Annotated in this window: 19 protein-coding genes; 4 read left to right on the top strand and 15 right to left on the bottom strand. The window is 73.4% G+C overall.

The window, feature by feature from the left end; genetic code table 11:
• Window positions 1-35 precede the first annotated feature (35 nt).
• From HJG43_06160 to pyrR, 7 genes are read right to left on the bottom strand one after another with little or no spacing between them, the layout of a single operon-like run.
• The gene (locus HJG43_06160) at window positions 36-1148 is read right to left on the bottom strand and encodes a quinone-dependent dihydroorotate dehydrogenase (protein ID UER54192.1); all 1113 of its coding nucleotides are present in this window, start codon (window positions 1146-1148) and stop codon (window positions 36-38) included.
• On the bottom strand, window positions 1145-4441 hold the full coding sequence (gene carB, locus HJG43_06155; protein UER54191.1) for a carbamoyl-phosphate synthase large subunit: 3297 nt from the start codon (window positions 4439-4441) through the stop codon (window positions 1145-1147). Before carB ends, HJG43_06160 begins: the two co-directional genes overlap by 4 nt.
• Entirely contained in the window at window positions 4441-5655 is a 1215-nt protein-coding gene (carA, locus tag HJG43_06150) for a glutamine-hydrolyzing carbamoyl-phosphate synthase small subunit (GenBank protein ID UER54190.1), read from the bottom strand. Before carA ends, carB begins: the two co-directional genes overlap by 1 nt.
• On the bottom strand, window positions 5652-6158 hold the full coding sequence (locus HJG43_06145; GenBank protein UER54189.1) for a hypothetical protein: 507 nt from the start codon (window positions 6156-6158) through the stop codon (window positions 5652-5654). Before HJG43_06145 ends, carA begins: the two co-directional genes overlap by 4 nt.
• Complete coding sequence (locus HJG43_06140) at window positions 6155-7477, bottom strand: dihydroorotase (protein UER54188.1); 1323 nt, start codon at window positions 7475-7477, stop codon at window positions 6155-6157. Before HJG43_06140 ends, HJG43_06145 begins: the two co-directional genes overlap by 4 nt.
• Window positions 7474-8445 carry an aspartate carbamoyltransferase catalytic subunit gene (locus tag HJG43_06135; protein ID UER54187.1) on the bottom strand — a complete coding sequence of 324 codons (972 nt, stop codon included), beginning with the start codon at window positions 8443-8445 and terminating at the stop codon, window positions 7474-7476. Before HJG43_06135 ends, HJG43_06140 begins: the two co-directional genes overlap by 4 nt.
• Window positions 8442-9029, bottom strand: coding sequence for a bifunctional pyr operon transcriptional regulator/uracil phosphoribosyltransferase PyrR (gene pyrR / locus HJG43_06130; GenBank protein ID UER54186.1), 588 nt, complete (start codon window positions 9027-9029; stop codon window positions 8442-8444). The genes HJG43_06135 and pyrR overlap by 4 nt, the downstream gene beginning before the upstream one ends.
• A 188-nt stretch (window positions 9030-9217) precedes the next feature.
• Between pyrR and HJG43_06125 the strand changes: the two genes are divergently transcribed.
• A complete protein-coding gene (locus HJG43_06125) occupies window positions 9218-9715 on the top strand; it encodes a transcriptional regulator (GenBank protein ID UER54185.1) in 498 nt (165 codons plus the stop codon).
• A 5-nt stretch (window positions 9716-9720) separates the two neighbouring features.
• On the opposite strand, the gene nusB is transcribed toward HJG43_06125, so the two are convergent.
• Both nusB and efp read right to left on the bottom strand, forming a co-directional pair.
• Window positions 9721-10131: a transcription antitermination factor NusB gene (gene nusB, locus HJG43_06120; protein UER54184.1), complete on the bottom strand. Its 411-nt coding sequence runs from the start codon at window positions 10129-10131 to the stop codon at window positions 9721-9723.
• A 3-nt stretch (window positions 10132-10134) separates the two neighbouring features.
• Window positions 10135-10698, bottom strand: coding sequence for an elongation factor P (gene efp, locus HJG43_06115; protein ID UER54183.1), 564 nt, complete (start codon window positions 10696-10698; stop codon window positions 10135-10137).
• 187 nt (window positions 10699-10885) lie between these two features.
• On the opposite strand from efp, the gene HJG43_06110 reads away from it, so the two are divergent.
• Complete coding sequence (locus HJG43_06110; protein UER54182.1) at window positions 10886-12217, top strand: hypothetical protein; 1332 nt, start codon at window positions 10886-10888, stop codon at window positions 12215-12217.
• Window positions 12218-12354: 137 nt separating this feature from the next.
• Window positions 12355-13269, top strand: a complete 915-nt coding sequence (locus tag HJG43_06105) for a DUF4190 domain-containing protein (protein ID UER54181.1) — start codon at window positions 12355-12357, stop codon at window positions 13267-13269.
• A gap of 89 nt (window positions 13270-13358) precedes the next feature.
• On the opposite strand, the gene HJG43_06100 is transcribed toward HJG43_06105, so the two are convergent.
• The 4 genes from HJG43_06100 to HJG43_06085 all read right to left on the bottom strand — a co-directional run bounded on the left by HJG43_06100 (window position 13359) and on the right by HJG43_06085 (window position 15219).
• Complete coding sequence (locus tag HJG43_06100) at window positions 13359-13826, bottom strand: hypothetical protein (GenBank protein ID UER54180.1); 468 nt, start codon at window positions 13824-13826, stop codon at window positions 13359-13361.
• A complete protein-coding gene (locus HJG43_06095) occupies window positions 13823-14407 on the bottom strand; it encodes a helix-turn-helix domain-containing protein (protein UER54179.1) in 585 nt (194 codons plus the stop codon). The genes HJG43_06100 and HJG43_06095 overlap by 4 nt, the downstream gene beginning before the upstream one ends.
• 88 nt (window positions 14408-14495) lie before the next feature.
• On the bottom strand, window positions 14496-14957 hold the full coding sequence (locus HJG43_06090; protein UER54178.1) for a 3-dehydroquinate dehydratase: 462 nt from the start codon (window positions 14955-14957) through the stop codon (window positions 14496-14498).
• A 37-nt stretch (window positions 14958-14994) separates the two neighbouring features.
• Window positions 14995-15219 (bottom strand): hypothetical protein, encoded by a 225-nt coding sequence (locus HJG43_06085; GenBank protein ID UER54177.1) that lies wholly within the window; start codon window positions 15217-15219, stop codon window positions 14995-14997.
• A gap of 57 nt (window positions 15220-15276) precedes the next feature.
• Here HJG43_06085 and HJG43_06080 point away from each other — a divergent pair, with 57 nt between their 5' ends.
• Window positions 15277-15567, top strand: coding sequence for a hypothetical protein (locus HJG43_06080; protein ID UER54176.1), 291 nt, complete (start codon window positions 15277-15279; stop codon window positions 15565-15567).
• A 47-nt stretch (window positions 15568-15614) separates the two neighbouring features.
• Here the strand turns inward: HJG43_06080 and HJG43_06075 are convergent, their stop codons facing one another.
• Both HJG43_06075 and HJG43_06070 read right to left on the bottom strand, forming a co-directional pair.
• Window positions 15615-16679 carry a 3-dehydroquinate synthase gene (locus HJG43_06075; GenBank protein UER55766.1) on the bottom strand — a complete coding sequence of 355 codons (1065 nt, stop codon included), beginning with the start codon at window positions 16677-16679 and terminating at the stop codon, window positions 15615-15617.
• Between the two features lie 289 nt (window positions 16680-16968).
• Window positions 16969-17433 (bottom strand): shikimate kinase, encoded by a 465-nt coding sequence (locus HJG43_06070; GenBank protein UER55765.1) that lies wholly within the window; start codon window positions 17431-17433, stop codon window positions 16969-16971.
• Window positions 17434-17630: the final 197 nt, after the last annotated feature.

The following is a 17630-nucleotide window of genomic DNA, read 5'->3' as shown; positions in this document are numbered from 1 at the left end:
CCGGGCCCCGAACCCTGGCCGCTGGTCGGCCGCGCTCACGAGGAGACCTCGCTGCCCACGGCGTCCGCCAGGGACGCGAACCCGTTGTCCCGCAACCGTTGCGCGATCCCTCGGTGCACCCGTCGCGGCCACAGCGGCCCGCCGTAGACGAGTCCGGTGTAGCCCTGCAGCAGCGTCGCACCGGCCCGCAGCCGCTCCCAGGCGTCGTCGGCGTCCTCGATACCGCCGACGGAGACCAGGACGAGCCGGTCGCCGACGCGGTGGCGCAGCAGGCGCAGCACCTGCAGCGACCGCTCGCGCAGCACCGGACCGGACAGCCCGCCGGCCCCCGCGGCCTCGACGTCCGCGGCCGGCGACGCGAGCCCCTCGCGGGAGACGGTGGTGTTCGTCGCGACGATCCCGTCCAGACCGAGCTCGAGGGCGAGGTCGGCGACCGCCAGGACGTCGTCGTCCGCGAGGTCGGGGGCGATCTTCACCAGGAGCGGGACGTGCCGGCCGGCGGCGCCGTCGGCGGCCTCCCGGACGGCGGTCAGCAGCGGCCGCAGCGTCGCGACCGCTTGCAGGTCGCGCAGGCCCGGGGTGTTGGGCGAGGAGACGTTGACCACCAGGTAGTCCGCGACCTCGGCGACCTGGCGGGCGCTGAGCACGTAGTCGGAGACCGCCTCGGCGTCCGGGACGACCTTGGTCTTGCCGATGTTGACCCCGACGGCGACGGGGACCCGCCACCGGCGCGCCCGGCGGCGCAGCAGCCGGTCGCGGGCAGCGGCCGCACCAGCGTTGTTGAACCCCATCCGGTTGACGATCCCGCGGTCGGCGACCAGCCGGAACAGCCGGGGCCGCGGGTTGCCGGGCTGCCCCTGGCCGGTCACCGTGCCCACCTCGACGAAGGAGAAGCCGAGCGCGGCCAGGCCGTCGACGCCGCGGGCGTCCTTGTCGAACCCGGCGGCCAGCCCGAGCGGGCCGGGCAGGTCGAGGCCGAGGGCCTGCACCCGCAGCGCCGGGTCACGCGGCCCGAGCACCGCGGCGCCGAGACGGGCAACCCCCGGGACGGCGGCCACGGCACGCAGGGCGCCGAACGAGAGCCGGTGCGCGGTCTCGGCGTCGAGCCGCCGCAGCACGGCAGCGAAGAACGCCTCGTACGGCGTCACCCGTCGCCCCAGACGGCGTGGAGCGCCCGCGCGTGCTCCTGCAGCGACCGCACGGACAGGGCGCCGCCCCGGGCGTGCTCGATCCCCTGCACCGCAGCGGCCAGCTGCTGCACCGTCGTGATGATCGGGGCGTCGACGGCGGTGGTGGCGGCGCGGATCTCGTACCCGTCGGCGCGGGCGTCGCGTCCGGAGGGGGTGTTGACGACCATCGCCACCTCGCCGTCGCTGATCCGCTGCACGATCGTGGGCTCGCCGTCCGGCCCCGGCCCCTCGCTGTGCTTGCGGACCACGGTGCTGGCGATCCCGTTGCGCCGCAGCACCTCTGCCGTGCCCGAGGTGGCGAGGACCTCGAAACCGAGGTCGACCAGACGCTTGACCGGGAACAGCATGGCGCGCTTGTCCCGGTCGGCGACGGACACGAACACCGCGCCGGACGTCGGCAGCCCGCCGTAGGCGGCCGACTGGGACTTGGCGAAGGCGGAGGGGAAGTCGACGTCGATGCCCATCACCTCACCGGTGGAGCGCATCTCCGGGCCGAGCACGGTGTCGACGACCTGCCCCTCCGGCGTCCGGAACCGCTTGAACGGCAGCACCGCCTCCTTCACCGAGATCGGCGCCTCCGGCGGCAGGTCACCGCCGTCCCCGACCGCCGGCAGCATCCCCTCGGCGCGCAGGTCGGCGATCGTGGCGCCGAGCATCACCCGGGCGGCCGCCTTCGCCAGCGGCACCCCGGTCGCCTTGGACACGAAGGGGACGGTGCGGCTGGCGCGCGGGTTGGCCTCCAGCACGTAGAGGACGTCCGCGGCCAGGGCGAACTGCACGTTGAGCAGCCCGCGCACGCCGACCCCCCGGGCGATCGCCTCGGTCGACGCACGCACCCGGTCGAGCTGGCGCGTCCCGAGCGTGACCGGCGGCAGCACGCACGCCGAGTCGCCGGAGTGGATGCCGGCCTCCTCGATGTGCTCCATCACGGCGCCCAGGTACATCTCCTCGCCGTCGAACAGCGCGTCCACGTCGATCTCGACCGCGTCGTCGAGGAAGCGGTCGACGAGGACCGGGTGGTCCGGGGTAACCAGGGTGGCCCGGCCGATGTAGTCGGCGAGCATCTGCTCGTCGTAGACGATCTCCATGCCGCGCCCGCCGAGCACGTACGAGGGCCGCACCAGCACCGGGTACCCGATCTCGTCGGCCACCGCCTTGGCCTCGGCGAAGCTGGACGCCGTCCCGTGCCGGGGCGCGGGCAGGCCCGCCTCGGCGAGCACCCGGCCGAACGACCCTCGGTCCTCGGCGAGGTGGATCGCCTCGGGGCTCGTCCCGACGACCGGCACGCCGGCGTCGGCCAGGCGCTGCGCCAGCCCGAGCGGTGTCTGCCCGCCGAGCTGGACGACGACGCCGACCACCTCCCCGGACCGCTGCTCGGCGGCGACGACCTCGAGCACGTCCTCCAACGTCAGCGGCTCGAAGTACAGACGGTCGGAGGTGTCGTAGTCGGTCGACACGGTCTCGGGGTTGCAGTTGACCATCACGGTCTCGAAACCCGCGTCGCGCAACGCGAACGACGCGTGCACGCAGGAGTAGTCGAACTCGACACCCTGCCCGATCCGGTTGGGCCCCGAGCCCAGGATGACGACCTTGCGGCGGTCCGAGGGCTCGACCTCGTCCTCGAGGTCGTAGGCCGAGTAGTGGTACGGCGTGCGGGCGGCGAACTCGGCGGCGCAGGTGTCGACGGTCTTGTAGACCGGGCGGATGCCCAGGGCGTGACGCACCCCGCGGACGACGTCCTCGGGCATCGCGCGCAGCTCGCCGATCTGGACGTCGGAGAACCCGTGCCGCTTGGCGCGCAGCAGCAGGTCCGGGGTGAGCTGGTCGGCGTCGCGGACCTCGGCGGCCACCTCCTCGATGAGGAGGATCTGGTCGAGGAACCACGGGTCGATACCGGTGACCTCGTGCACCCGCTGGACGTCCGCGCCGGCGCGCAGCGCCTGCTGGACGGTGACGATCCGCCCGTCCGTCGGCGTCCGGGCCTGCTCCAGCAGCGCCTCGGGGTCGCCGGGGTCCCCGCGCCAGTGGAACGACGACCCTGGGGCCTCGACCGAGCGCAGCGCCTTCTGCAGCGCCTCGGTGAAGCTGCGGCCGAGCGCCATCGCCTCCCCGACCGACTTCATCGTCGTCGTCAGCGCCCGGTCGGCGGCCGGGAACTTCTCGAACGCGAACCGGGGCACCTTGACGACGACGTAGTCCAGCGTCGGTTCGAAGCTCGCGGGTGTCTCCCGGGTGATGTCGTTCGGGATCTCGTCGAGGGTGTAGCCGACGGCGAGCCGGGCGGCGATCTTCGCGATCGGGAACCCGGTCGCCTTGGACGCCAAGGCCGACGAGCGCGACACACGCGGGTTCATCTCGATGACGACGACGCGGCCGTCGTCCGGGTTGACGGCGAACTGGATGTTGCAGCCCCCGGTGTCGACGCCGACCTCGCGGATCACCGCGATCGCGATGTCGCGCAGCCGCTGGTACTCCCGGTCGGTGAGCGTCAGCGCCGGCGCCACGGTGATGGAGTCGCCGGTGTGCACACCCATCGGGTCGAGGTTCTCGATCGAGCAGACGACCACGACGTTGTCGTGGCGGTCCCGCATCAGCTCGAGCTCGTACTCCTTCCACCCGAGGATCGACTCCTCGAGCAGCACCTCGGTGGTGGGCGAGGCGTGCAGGCCGGCCGCTGCCATCCGGCGCAGCTCGGCCTCGTCGTGGGCGAAGCCGGAGCCGAGCCCGCCCATGGTGAAACTCGGTCGCAGCACGACGGGGTAGCCGAGCTCGTCAGCGGCGGCCACGCACTCCTCGACGGTGTGCGCGGTGATGCTGCGCGCCGAGGACGCCCCGCACCGGTCGACGACCCCCTTGAACGCCTCGCGGTCCTCCCCGAGCCGGATGGCGTCGACGTTGGCGCCGATGAGCTGGACGCCGTACTTGTCCAGCACCCCGTTCTCGTGCAGCGCGATCGCGGTGTTGAGGGCGGTCTGCCCGCCGAGGGTGGCCAGCAGCGCGTCCGGGCGCTCCGCGGCGATGATCGCCTCGACCACCTCGGGGGTGATCGGCTCGACGTAGGTGGCGTCGGCCATCTCGGGGTCGGTCATGATGGTGGCCGGGTTGGAGTTGACGAGGATGACGCGCAGCCCTTCCGCGCGCAGCACCCGGCAGGCCTGGGTGCCAGAGTAGTCGAACTCCGCGGCCTGGCCGATGACGATGGGCCCGGACCCGATGACGAGGACGCTGGAGAGGTCCTCCCGCCGCGGCATCAGCCCTCACCCCCCTCTCCCCCGTGATCATGCAATCCCGCCACCCCACTCCCCTCCCCCCCGTGATCATGCAATCCCGCCACCTTGCCGGGTGGCGGAACTGCATGATCACCGAGGAGGGTGAGGAAGCGGTCGAAGAGGTGGGCGGCGTCGTGCGGCCCGGCGGCGGCCTCCGGGTGGTACTGCACCGAGAACGCCGGCCGGTCCAGCAGCCGAAGCCCCTCGACGACGTCGTCGTTGAGGCAGACGTGGCTGACCTCGGCCCGCCCGAACGGGGTGTCGAACGCGCCCTCGAGCGGCGCGTCGACGGCGAACCCGTGGTTGTGCGCGGTGACCTCGACCCGCCCGGTGGCCCGGTCGAGCACCGGCTGGTTCACCCCGCGGTGGCCGTAGCGCAGCTTGTAGGTGCCCAGGCCGAGGGCCCGGCCGAGCAGCTGGTTGCCGTAGCAGATCCCGAAGAACGGCACCCCCCGGTCCAGGACGCCGCGCAGCAGCTCGATCTCGTCGGTGGCGGCGGCCGGGTCCCCGGGGCCGTTGGAGAAGAACACCCCGTCCGGTCGGGTGACCAGGACGTCGTCCAGGGTCGCGGTGGCGGGCAGCACGTGGACCTCGACGCCGCGCTCGGCGAGCATCCGCGGGGTCATCGCCTTGATGCCGAGGTCGACGGCGGCGACCGTGAACCGCTTGGGCCCCACCGCCGGGACGACGTACGCCGCGTCGGTCGTCACCTCGTCGGCGAGGTCGGCCCCGCTCATCGCGGGCGCCGAGCGAACCACCTCGAGCAGCTCGTCGTGCGGGCGCGCCGCCGCCTGGCCGGAGAACACCCCGACCCGCATCGCGCCACGCTCCCGCAGGTGCCGGGTGATCGCCCGGGTGTCGACGCCGCGGATCCCCACCACGCCCTGGTCGGCGAGCTCGTCGGCGAGCTCGCGGCGCGAGCGCCACGACGACGCCCGCCGGGCGGGGTCGCGGACGACGAACCCGGCCACCCAGATCCGGGCGGACTCGTCGTCCTCGTCGGTCCAGCCGGTGTTGCCGACGTGCGGGGCGGTCATGACGACGACCTGCCGGTGGTAGGAGGGGTCGGTGAGGGTCTCCTGGTAGCCGGTCATCGCGGTGCAGAACACCGCCTCGCCGACGGTCTCGCCGACGGCGCCGTACGGCTCGCCGGGGAACGTCCGGCCGTCCTCGAGGACGAGCACCGCGCCGCTCACGGCGTGTCCTGCCCGGTCAGCCCGGTGACGGCGGCGAGCACCGGACGCCGGTCGGCCTCGCGCCGCAGCCGCACCCCGGTGTCGAGAGTGACGTCCCCGAGCCGCCAGGTCAGCACGAGCAGCCCCTCGGCGTCGACGACCTTGCCGATGAGCCCGCGCTGCACCCGGGCGCCGAGCAGGTCGGCAGCCGGCACCCACACGTCGGTGGCGCCGCGGCGCTCGAGCAGGACGCCGGCCCGACCGACCCGGACGACGACCGCGCTGGGCACGCCGAGACCGTGCGGGACGACACGCTCGAGCTGCTCCCCGGCGAGGGTCGAGGTGACGTAGGTGCCCTCCGCGCCGGCGACCAGGTCGGCGGAGAACCCCTCCGGCACGGCCGGCGGCGCCGGCACGTCGGCCTGCCGCTCGTGCCGGCCCCGCCACCCGCGCCACATCAGCCACCACAGCAGCGGCACGGCCACGACCAGGACGACGAGGGCGATGGTGGTCTCCGCGCTCACCGGTCCACCTCCTCGTCTCCGACCGGCCGGGGTGAGGCCGGCGCGCCGTCCAGCACGGTGGCGTGCCCCCGGTGGAACGTCGCCACGACCCGCCCGGGCAGCTCGGTCCCGGCGTAGGGGCTGTTACGGCCCTGGGTGGCCATCGTCGCGGGGTCGATCCGGCGACGGGCGGCCGGGTCGACGAGGACGACGTTCGCGGGCTCCCCGACCTGCAGCGGCCGGCCCTGCCCGGCGACCCGGCCGATCCGCGCCGGAGCGCTCGACAGGACCCGCGCCACGCCGGCCCAGTCGAGCAGCCCGGTGTCGACCATGGCCTCCTGGACAACGGACAGCGCCGTCTCCAGCCCGGTCATCCCCATCGCGGCGGCGGCCCACTCGCAGTCCTTGTCCTCGACCGTGTGCGGAGCGTGGTCGGTGGCCACGACGTCGATCGTCCCGTCGGCGAGGGCCTCGCGCAGCGCGGCGACGTCGTCGGCCGTGCGCAGCGGCGGGTTCACCTTGAACACCGGGTCGTAGCCGCGGACCCGTTCGTCGGTGAGCAGCAGGTGGTGCGGGGTGACCTCGGCGGTGACGTCGACCCCCCGGGAGCGTGCCCAGCGCAGGATCTCCACGCTGCCGGCGGTGGAGACGTGGCACACGTGCAGCCGGGACCCGACGTGCCCGGCGAGCAGCACGTCGCGGGCGACGATCGCCTCCTCGGCGACCGCGGGCCACCCCTGCAGCCCCAGGACGCCGGACAGCTCGCCCTCGTGCATCTGCGCGCCGGCGGTCAGCCGCGGCTCCTGGGCGTGCTGGGCGACGACCCCGTCGAACGCCTTGACGTACTCCAGGGCCCGGCGCATGAGGACGGCGTCCCAGACGCAGTGCCCGTCGTCGGAGAACACCCGGACGCCGGCCGCGGAGTCGGCCATCGCCCCCAGCTCGGCGAGCCGCTCGCCGGCCAGTCCCACGGTGACCGCGCCGACCGGCCGGACGTCGACCCAGCCGGCACGGCGGCCGAGCCGCCACACCTGCTCCACGACGCCGGCGGTGTCGGCGACCGGGTCGGTGTTGGCCATCGCGTGCACGGCGGTGAATCCGCCGAGAGCCGCTGCGAGAGTGCCGGTCTCGACGGTCTCGGCGTCCTCGCGACCGGGTTCGCGCAAATGGGTGTGCAGGTCGACCAGGCCGGGCAGCGCGACCAGGCCGTCGCCGTCGACGACGCTCGCGCCGGCGGCGTCCAGACCGGTCCCGACTTCGGCGATCCGACCGTCGCGCAGCAGCAGGTCGGTGGGGTCGCCGCCCAGCGGCCGGACGGACTTCAGCAGGTAGGTGCTCATGCGCTGTCCTCCCCGGCCAGCAGGAGGTAGAGGGCGGCCATCCGGACGGCGACGCCGTTGGAGACCTGCTCGACGATGGTGGACCGGGCGCTGTCGGCGGCCTCGGCGGAGATCTCCAGGCCGCGGTTCATCGGCCCGGGGTGCATGACGATGGTGTGCTCGCCCAGCGCCCGCAGCCGCCGGGCGTCCAGGCCGTAGCGGCGGGAGTACTCGCGGGCGGAGGGGAAGAACGCCGCGGCCATCCGCTCCCGCTGCACCCGGAGCATCATCACCGCGTCGACCGGGCCGTCCTCCCCGCCGGCGAGCACGTCGTCCAGGTCGTAGGACGTCGCACACGGCCACGTCCCCACCCCCACCGGCAGCAGGGTCGGTGGGGCGACGAGGGTGACGTGCGCGCCGAGGGTGTGCAGCAGCAGCACGTTGGAGCGGGCCACCCGGCTGTGCAGCACGTCCCCGACGATGGCGACCCGGCGGCCGGTGAGGTCGGCGCCGACCGCGGCCGCGCCGTCCCCGCCGCCGACGAGGTGGCGACGCATGGTGAACGCGTCGAGCAGCGCCTGGGTGGGGTGCTCGTGGGTGCCGTCCCCGGCGTTGAGCACCGACCCGCGCACCCAGCCGGAGTGGGCGAGCCGGTGGGGCGCCCCGGACGCGCCGTGCCGGACGACGACGGCGTCGGCGCCCATCGCCTCCAGGGTGAGGGCGGTGTCCTTGAGGCTCTCGCCCTTGGAGACGCTGGATCCCTTGGCGGAGAAGTTGATGACGTCGGCGGACAGCCGCTTGGCGGCGGCCTCGAAGGAGATCCGGGTCCGGGTGGAGTCCTCGAAGAACAGGTTGACGACGGTGCGGCCGCGCAGCGTGGGCAGCTTCTTGATCTCCCGCTGCTGGGTGGCGGCCATCTGCTCGGCGACGTCGAGGACCTGCACCGCCTCGTCCCGGGACAGGTCCCCGGCGGAGATGAGGTGCCTCATGCGGGCAGGCCCTCCTCGCCGTCCCGCGACCCGGCGCCGTCGCCGCTCTCGATGAGGACGGCGTCCCGGCCGTCGATCTCCTCGAGCAGGACGCTGACCCGCTCGTCGGCGGCGGTGGGCAGGTTCTTGCCGACGTGGTCGGCCCGGATCGGCAGCTCGCGGTGGCCGCGGTCGACGAGCACCGCCAGCCGGACGGCGCGGGGCCGGCCGAGGTCGGACAGCGCGTCGAGCGCGGCCCGCACCGTGCGCCCGGAGAACAGCACGTCGTCGACGAGGACGACGACGCGGTCGTCGACGCCGCCGGCGGGCAGCTGGGTGGGGCCGACGCCACGGGTGGGGTTCCGTCGCAGGTCGTCGCGGTGCATCGTGACGTCGAGTGTGCCGGTGACCGCGTCGGCGTCCACGTCGGGCTCGACGGCGGCGATCCGCTGGGCCAGCCGGCGGGCGAGCGGGACGCCGCGGGAGGGAATCCCGAGGAGCACGAGGTCGCGCGGACCCTTGTTGCGCTCGAGGATCTCGTGGGCGATCCGGGTCAGGGCCCGGGAGATCTCCGGTGCCTCGAGCACCGGACGTGCGGACGCCATGGTGGGCGCCTCCTTCCCCGCCTCACGGGACGGTGGTTAAAGGAGCGGGCTGGCCGCACGGTACCCCACCTGTCGCGGCGGCCCGGACAAACCCCCCGATTCAGCGATTCGGCTTGACCGGCATGCTCACGCTCCGTGACGATCGAGGTCCAGCGGTCCCGTGACCGGGACGGATAGGGAGTGACGACATGACCTCGGCGTACGCCAAGGCACTCGGAGCGCGGCTGCGGTCGATCCGCACCCAGCAGGGCCTGTCACTCCAGGGGGTGGAGCAGAAGTCCAAGGGCCGCTGGAAGGCGGTCGTCGTCGGCTCCTACGAGCGCGGCGACCGCGCGGTGACCGTGCAGCGGCTGGCCGAGCTGGCCGACTTCTACGGCGTACCGGTGCAGGCGCTGCTACCGGACGCCGCGCCGTCCGGGCAGGCCGCTCCCCCGCCCCGCCTGGTCCTGGACCTGGAGGCCCTGCAGAAGGTGCCGCACGAGAAGGCGGGCCCGCTGCTGCGCTACGTGGCCACGATCCAGAGCCAGCGCGGGGACTACAACGGCAAGGTGCTGTCGATCCGCGCCGACGACCTGCGCACCCTCGCGGTGATCTACGACATGCCCCCCGGCCCGCTGGCCGAGGAGCTCATCAGCTGGGGCGTGCTGGACCCGGACGCGCGGCGGGCGGTGGGGCTGGAGCCCTGAGGCCGTCAGTCCACCAGGGAGGTCTTGAGGGACTTGATCCGCCCGAGCAGCCCGTTGACGAACGCCGGCGACTCGTCGGTCGACAACGACTTGGCCAGCTCGACCGCCTCGTCGATCGCGACGGCGTCCGGGACGTCGTCGTGCCACAGCAGCTCCAGGACGCCGATCCGCAACACCGCCCGGTCCACCGCCGGCATCCGCTCGACCGTCCACCCCTGGGAGTACGTGGCGAGGATCTCGTCGATCCGCTCGCGGTGGGCCTGAACGCCCTCGACGAGGGTGACCGCGTACTCGGGCACGGTCGCGCCCGGTGAACCGACCCGGTCGCGCAGCAGCGCGAGGGGGTCTGTTCCGCGCTGCTCGGCCTCGAACAGGACGTCGAGCGCGCGCTTGCGGGCCTTGCTGCGGGCGGCCACGGGTCAGTCGTTGACGCGACCGAGGTAGTCCCCGGACCGGGTGTCGACCTTGACCTTCGTACCCGTCTCGAGGAACAGCGGGACCTGGATCTCGTAGCCGGTCTCGAGGGTGGCCGGCTTCGTGCCGCCGGTGGACCGGTCGCCCTGCAGCCCCGGCTCGGTGTAAGTGATCTCCAGGACGACGGACGCCGGCAGCTCGACGTACAGCGGGGTGCCCTCGTGGATGCCGACGACCGCGGTCTGGTTCTCCAGCAGGAAGTTGGCGGCGTCCCCGACGGTGGCGGCCGGCACGTGCAGCTGGTCGTAGTCCTTCGTGTCCATGAACACGAAGTCCTCGCCGTCCTTGTAGAGGTACTGCATGTCGCGCTTGTCGACGGTGGCAGTGTCCACCTTCGTGCCGGCGTTGAAGGTCTTGTCGACGACCTTGCCGGACAGCACGTTCTTCAGCTTGGTACGCACGAAGGCACCGCCCTTGCCGGGCTTGACGTGCTGGAACTCCACGACCGACCAGAGCTGGCCGTCGAGGTTGAGCACCATGCCGTTCTTGAGGTCGTTCGTCGTGGCCACGTGAGTTGTCTCCGGTTCGCGTCGGTGCGGCTGCGGGCACGCGCGTACCGCGGTCAGCCTCGGGGATCGTCGTCCATGCTACCTGTGCTACCCGTGCTACCCGTGCTACCCGTGCTACCCGTGCTGGCCGCCCTGCCCGTGCTGACCGTGGTGGGATGAGACGCATGACAGCGACGAGGTGGACCCGATGAGCCCGAAGAGCCGGGGACGTCCCAAGGGCCGAGGACGCAAGGGAAAGGCCCGTGCCAGCCGCACGCGGCCTGAGCGCCCCGTCAACCCCGTCGACGAGATCGTCCAGCAGGCGGCGTCCCTCGTGCACGAGGAGGACGCGGTGCTGGCCGAGACGTGGGCGAGCGGCTGGCTCGGGCGGATGTGGCAGGCCGCGACCCGTCTGCCCGACGACCGCCTGCCCGAGTACTGGGCAGACCTGGACGACGAGGACCGGTTCGATCCCGCCGAGGCCGAGGTGGCCCTGGTCACCGCGCTCGTCCAGCGGGTGCTGCACCGGCCCAGCGCCGCCGGACTGGCCGCGCTGCACGCCTTCGGGCGGGTGGCGTCGGACGAGGCGACCGAGCCGCTCACCGAGGCCATCGCCGAGCTGTCGGCGACCCTGCCGGAACCGGCGTTCAGCGCCGCGCCCGCTGCGGTGCCGAGCCGGGCGTGGACCGCGGTCGACGTCTGGGGCGCCGAGCGGTTGATCTTCGTGGAGTTCGAGCAGCCGACCGTGCACACGCTCGTCGCCCAGGTCCTGGACGTCGGGGGACGGCTGGTCGAGTCCCTCGCACTGGCCCTGGGCCCGGGGGTCGCACAGGACTGGGCCGGGCACCGGGCCCCGGACGACGTCCCGATGGAGCCGGTGGAGACGCCGGTCGAGGTGGCCCTGACCGACCTCGCCGACGCGCTCGCCGCCAGCGAGCTGCTCGGCGCGACGGACGACGACTGGTTCGCCGAGCTGCGCGCCCTGGCCTGGGCCCGCTCGATCGACTACGCGACCGCGCCGCAGCAGCGGGCTGCTCTGGACGTCGAGGAGCGCGAACGGCTGCGCGCTGCGTTCGTCGCCGAGGCCGACGTGCCGGACACCCCGGCGACCGCGGCTCTGGTCGACCTGTTCCTCGACTTCGGCGAGACGTTTCTGCGGGAGCCGCTGGCGTGGAGCCCGCTCGCCGTCGCCGTCCTGCTCGAGGAGGCCCTGCCTGGGCAGGTGCACCTCGAGGACGACGCCCGCGACCTGCTGCCGGACGTGCTGCGGGCGTGGATCCGGTTCTCGCTCGCCCGGGTCGGGGTCGAGGAACGCTGGGTGCAGCCGGTGGTCGACGCGGTGGAGCCGGGGATGGCGGTTTACCACGAGGTGACCGCCCGGATGACGGAGCTCGAGGCGGACCTCGGTGGGGCGATCGGGGCGCCTGACGAGGAGGACCTGGCCTGGGACGACGACCCGGACGACGAGAGGTGGGACGACGAGGTGTGGGACGACGAGGGCTGGGGCCAGGACGGGAGGGGCGAGGGTCGGCAGGACTGAGCAGGTTCACCCGTTCGGGTGCATCGCGCGACCCGTTGTCGGACCCCCCGCCTAGCGTCCGGAGGCGTCAGACGTGAGTCGGTACTGCGGCGACGCGGACCGGCCCGCACAGCACTCCGAACCACGAACGGGGAACCATGTCTCACCCCAACGACCCGACTCCGGTCGGGACCCAGCCGGTCGTCCCGACCGGGCAGAAGCCGCTCAGCAGCGGGATGGCGGTCACCGCCTTCGTCATCGGCCTCATCGGCTTCCTCACCGCGTTCATCCCGGTGATCAATGCAGTGTCCATCGTCGGCGGCATCGTCGCCGTCGTCCTCGGCGTGCTGGCGGTCCGCAAGGCGAACGCCGGGCAGGCCGCGGGCAAGGGCCTGGCCGTGGCCGGCCTCGTCCTCGGCGCACTCGCCGTCATCGGCGGGATCGTCGCGAACCTGCTGTTCGGGGCCGCGGTCACCGCGATCGACGAAGCGGTCCAGGACACCGAGCAGCGGATCGCCGACCAGGAGGCCGACCGGGGTACCGCCGTGGACGACGGTGCCGCCGGTCCCGAGACCGAGGGCACGGCCTCGGACGACGCAGCTACGGACGACGCAGCCACGGATGACGAGGCGACGGACGGTGGCGCCGCCGGTACCGAGACGGTGCTGGCGCTCGGCGAGTCGGCCGAGGTCGGCGAGTACACCGTCACCGTGACCGCGGTGAACCTCGACGCCGGTGACGTCCTCGCCGAGGCGAACCAGTTCAACGAGCCGGCGACGAACCAGTACGTCCTGGCCGACGTGTCGGTGGTCTACACCGGCGCGGAGGAGGGGGACGCGTGGCTCGACCTCAGCCACGTGTTCATGGGCACGGACGCCCGGCAGTACGACGCGTCGGCCTGCGGCGCGGTGACACCGGCGCCGGTCGTGGAGGCCCCGACCCTCAACAACGGTGGCGCGGCGGACTATCAGGTCTGCTTCGACGTCCCCGCGGAGGCGATGGACGGCGGCCGGATCTTCGTCGAGGAGTCGTTCTCCTGGGACGAGTCCCGGGCGTACTGGGCAGTCCAGTGACCCGCCGGCGGTGATCCGGAGCGGGGCCGGGCCCTACGGCCCGGCCCCGCCCCGGCAGCCCCCTCCAGCAGCCCCGCTCCGGCAGCTGGCTACAGCAGCATCATCCCGGTACCGGTGACGGCAGCTGCCCACAGCAGACTGGCGAGGGTGCCGATGATGAAGCGCTCCGAGGCACCGGGGTGGCGCAGCTCCGGGTAGCGACCGAGCCCCTTGACGGCGAGCACCACCGGGACCCCGGCAGGCCAGCCCGCGAGCAGGGTCGAGGACATCGCGGCCCGCTCCAGCACCCCGATCCAGGCGCCGCCGCGCAGCACCTCGGAGGCCTCGTCCGGCTGCTCGATCGCCTGCTGCGGCGGCCGACCGGCACGTCGCAGCAGGGCCGCGGTCACCGGACCGCCGCCGGCGACAGCGGCCGCGACGGTGAGCACCCGCACGGCGCCGGCCGCCCAGCCCGTGGCCGTGACGTCGACGGCCGCGGCGACGACAGCGACCACCGCGAGCAGCAGGAGCAAGGCGACCGCGACCACGTCGCCGCGACCAGGGCGCGCCGCGTTCACCGGTCCGCCTCCCGCAGCAGCCGCGCGGCGAGCGGCCGGGCGTCCTGCTCGTGCTGCCACATGGCGACCCGGGCGCGCTGGCTCACCGCCTGCGGGCTGATCCCCAGGCGCGCGGCGGCCTCCTTCTGGGTCATCCCGGCGGCGAGCAGGTCCGCGACCTGCCAGCCCTGCGTCGTCCGGCGCTGGACGACGCTGGCGAGCAGGGCGAGCAGCACCTCGGCGTCCCGGGCCCGCTGTGGGTCGGGCCCGCTGACCGCGACGTGCGGGCCGGAGGTCTTGGCGCGCTGGACGGCGTCCCGGGCGTTCTCCAGTGCCGGTCCGGCGGCGGCGCGGACGCTACGGGGCACCGGTTCGCGCACCGGTCCGGTGCCGATCCCGGTGCTCCACGAGTCGGCGCGAGCCAGGCGCAGGGTGAGGTCGACGACGGCGTCGGCGTCGTCGAGGAGCCCCTGGACCTCGTCGCCGGCGGTGCGCTCGAACCGGCGGACGACGCCGGGTGCGTCGGCGAGGTCGGCGAGGAGGGCGTCGACGAGGTCCTGACCGCGTCGGCTGCCGCGCTGGTCGATGGTCATGGCGAACACGTCTCCCGCCTCTCCGGCGACTCTCCGGCGGCTCTGTCGTGACCCGGCACTCAGACAAGTCCAGCAACTTGTCGTCGCCGAGACAAGGCTAAAGGCTTGACTGTCCAGGATCAAGCCGGCCAGCGACCGCCTGCAGCGCCAGTCGGTAGGAGTCGCCGCCGAAACCGGCGACGGTGCCCGTCGCCACCCCTGCGATCACGCTCGTGTGCCGGAACTCCTCGCGGGCGGCGGGGTTCGACAGGTGCACCTCGACGAGCACGAGCCCGGCGCCGGTCACCTGCGCACAGGCGTCGCGGGTGGCGTAGGAGTAGTGGGTGAAGGCCGCTGGGTTGAGGACGACGTGGGCGCCGGTGTCGACGGCCTCGTGCAGCCAGCCGACGAGCTGCGCCTCGTCGTCGGTCTGACGCACCTCCACGTCCAGGCCGAGGCGCTCGCCGTCGCTGCGGCAACGCTCCGCCAGGTCGGCGTGCGTGGTGGTGCCGTAGACCTCCGGCTCACGGGAGCCGAGGCGGCCGAGGTTGGGACCGTTGAGGACCAGCACCCGCGTCATGCGCGGCAGGGTACTGATCGACACCGGGCCTTCGGGCTCAGAGCGTGCGGAGCTTGCGGAAGGGCGACGGGATCCGCACTCGCTGCTCGCGGAACTGCACGAGCACTGCCAGGTCCTTCTCCACGCCGACGACCGTGCCCAGGCCGTACTGGTCGTGGGTCACCCGGTCGTCGACCGAGAACTCCGGCACCGGGCGGTCCACCGGAGCGTTGAAGGGACTGTTCGGCAGGTGGCGCCGGGTGGCGGCGCGGGCAGGCTTCACTCCTCGACTGTACGCCCCACCGAGCGGGCGGCGCCGAACCGCGGTTCCATGGAGCCCATGGTGAAGACCCTCCGCGACGCCGCGAACTGGGCGTTCCGCAGCCGCCAGACCGGTCGGATCACGCTGGTCCACCCGCCCAACGCACTTGCGCTGACGACGTCCGGTGCCCTGGCGGCGTCCACGCTGCTCGCTCGCCGCTCCCCCGGTGCCGCCCGTGCGGCGGCCGTGCTCGGCCGAGTGACCGGCCTGGTGTGGGCGGCGGACGAGGTCGTCCGTGGCGTCAACCCGTTCCGCCGCGCCGTCGGCGCCGTCGCTCTGGTCCGGCTGCTGCGGTGGACATCGAGCTGACCGCCGCACTACCGACGCGTCAGTTGCGACGCGTCAGTCCTGACGCGTCAGTCCCGGGCGATCTCCCCGTACGCCGCGAGCAGCAGCGACGGGTCCGGGCCCTCGAGCCGCGCAGGGCGGGCCAGCCCGTCGAGGACGACGAACCGCAGCAGGTCCCCACGGGCCTTCTTGTCCCGTCGCATCGCCTCGAGCAGCTGCGGCCACCGGTCCCCGCGGTAGGTGACCGGCAGCCCGAGCGCGGTGAGGACCGAGCGGTGCCGCTCCACGACGTCCTCGGACAGCCGGCCGGCGAGGCGAGCGAGCTCGGCGACGAAGACCATCCCGACGCTCACCGCGGCGCCGTGCCGCCACTGATAGCGCTCGACGTGCTCGACGGCGTGGCCAAACGTGTGCCCGTAGTTGAGCACCTCGCGCAGCCCGGACTCGCGCAGGTCCTGCCCGACGACGTCCGCCTTGACTGCCGCGGAACGTTCCACGAGCTGGCGGACGACGGGGGCGTCCCACTGCCCGACGGCGTCCGGGTCGGCCTCGATGAGGTCGAGGATCTCCGGGTCCGCGACGAAGCCGCACTTGACCACCTCGGCCATGCCGGCGAGGAGGTCGTGGCGGGGCAGGGTGCGCAAGGTGCCGAGGTCGCACAGCACGCCGGCGGGCGGGTGGAAGGCGCCGACGAGGTTCTTGCCCTCGGCGGTGTTGATGCCGGTCTTCCCGCCGATCGCGGCGTCGACCATGCCGAGCAGGGTCGTCGGCACGTGGACGACCCGGACGCCGCGCAGCCAGGTGGCGGCGACGAACCCGGCGAGGTCGGTGACGGCTCCGCCGCCGACGGCGACGATCGCGTCGGACCGCGTGAAGTCGGACTGCCCGAGCACCTGCCACAGGAACGCGGCGACCTGGACGTGCTTGGCCTCCTCGGCGTCCGGCACCTCGGCGGCGACGGCCTGCAGCCCCTGGGCGGCGAGGTCGTCGCGGACCGACTCGCCGGTGGCGCGCAGGGCCCGAGGGTGGACGACGAGCACGCGGCGAACGCCGTCGCCGAGCATGCTGGGCAGCTCACCGAGCAGGTCGGTGCCGATCACGACGTCGTAGGGGCGCTCACCGGCGACGGTGATCCGGGTCGGGGCGGCAGTCGTCACCCCGGCGAGTCTAGGAACGCCCCCGCACCCCCTCCCCCCACCCCACCCCTCCGCGCCCCTCTCTCGGTGATCATGCAATCCCGCCACCCCCCGCGCACCCTCTTCCCCTCGCCGTGATCATGCAATCCCGCCACCCCCCGCGCCCGCCCCACACCTGCCCGCAGAATGCTGAGTTGGAGGCGCGACACGCCGGCAAACCTGTGCCGAATCCAGCATTCTGTGACCCGGGCCAGCGCCGCCCGGGCCCCCTGTCGCCCGGTCGTTCTTACAGACGCAGCCGCGCGATGACCTGGTCGACAAGGCCGTCAGGGGTCGCGTCGCCGGCGTCCAGGGTCACGGTGGCCACCTGTTCATAGAGCGGAACTCGTGCCGAGAACCGTTGTGGCAGAACGGGATCATCGAGCACCGGCCGCTGGCCGTCCCCGCCCACGCGGACCAGGGCCTGCTCCAGGGTCACAGCGAGGTACACGACGTCGTGCCCGGTGAGAGCCTCGCGCACCGCCGGCGTCTCGACCGCGCCGCCACCGAGCGCGACGACCGCCTCCGCACCGGTGAGGAGATCGAGGATCACCGACTGCTCCAGCGCCCGGAAGACCGGTTCCCCGTCCTGGCGAAACACGTCCGCGATGGCACGCCCAGAGCGGGCGACGATCTCGTCGTCGCTGTCCACGAACGGGACGTCGATCCGCTGGGCCAGCCGTCGGCCGACGGTGGACTTGCCCGCGCCCATGAACCCGACGATCACGATCACGGCCGCCACCGTACGGCGCGGCGCCGCGGAGGGTGGCGGGATTGCATGATCACCGAGAGGGGTTGCGGGTCGGGCGGGCGAGTGCAGGGTGGCGGGATTGCATGATCACCGAGGGGGTGAGGGGTCGGGCGGGAGGGTGCAGGGTGGCGGGATTGCATGATCACGGAGGGGGTTTG

Source organism: Kineosporiaceae bacterium SCSIO 59966 (assembly GCA_020881835.1).
Taxonomy (GTDB): domain Bacteria; phylum Actinomycetota; class Actinomycetes; order Actinomycetales; family SCSIO-59966; genus SCSIO-59966.
This window is presented reverse-complemented; position numbering and strand designations above follow the sequence as displayed.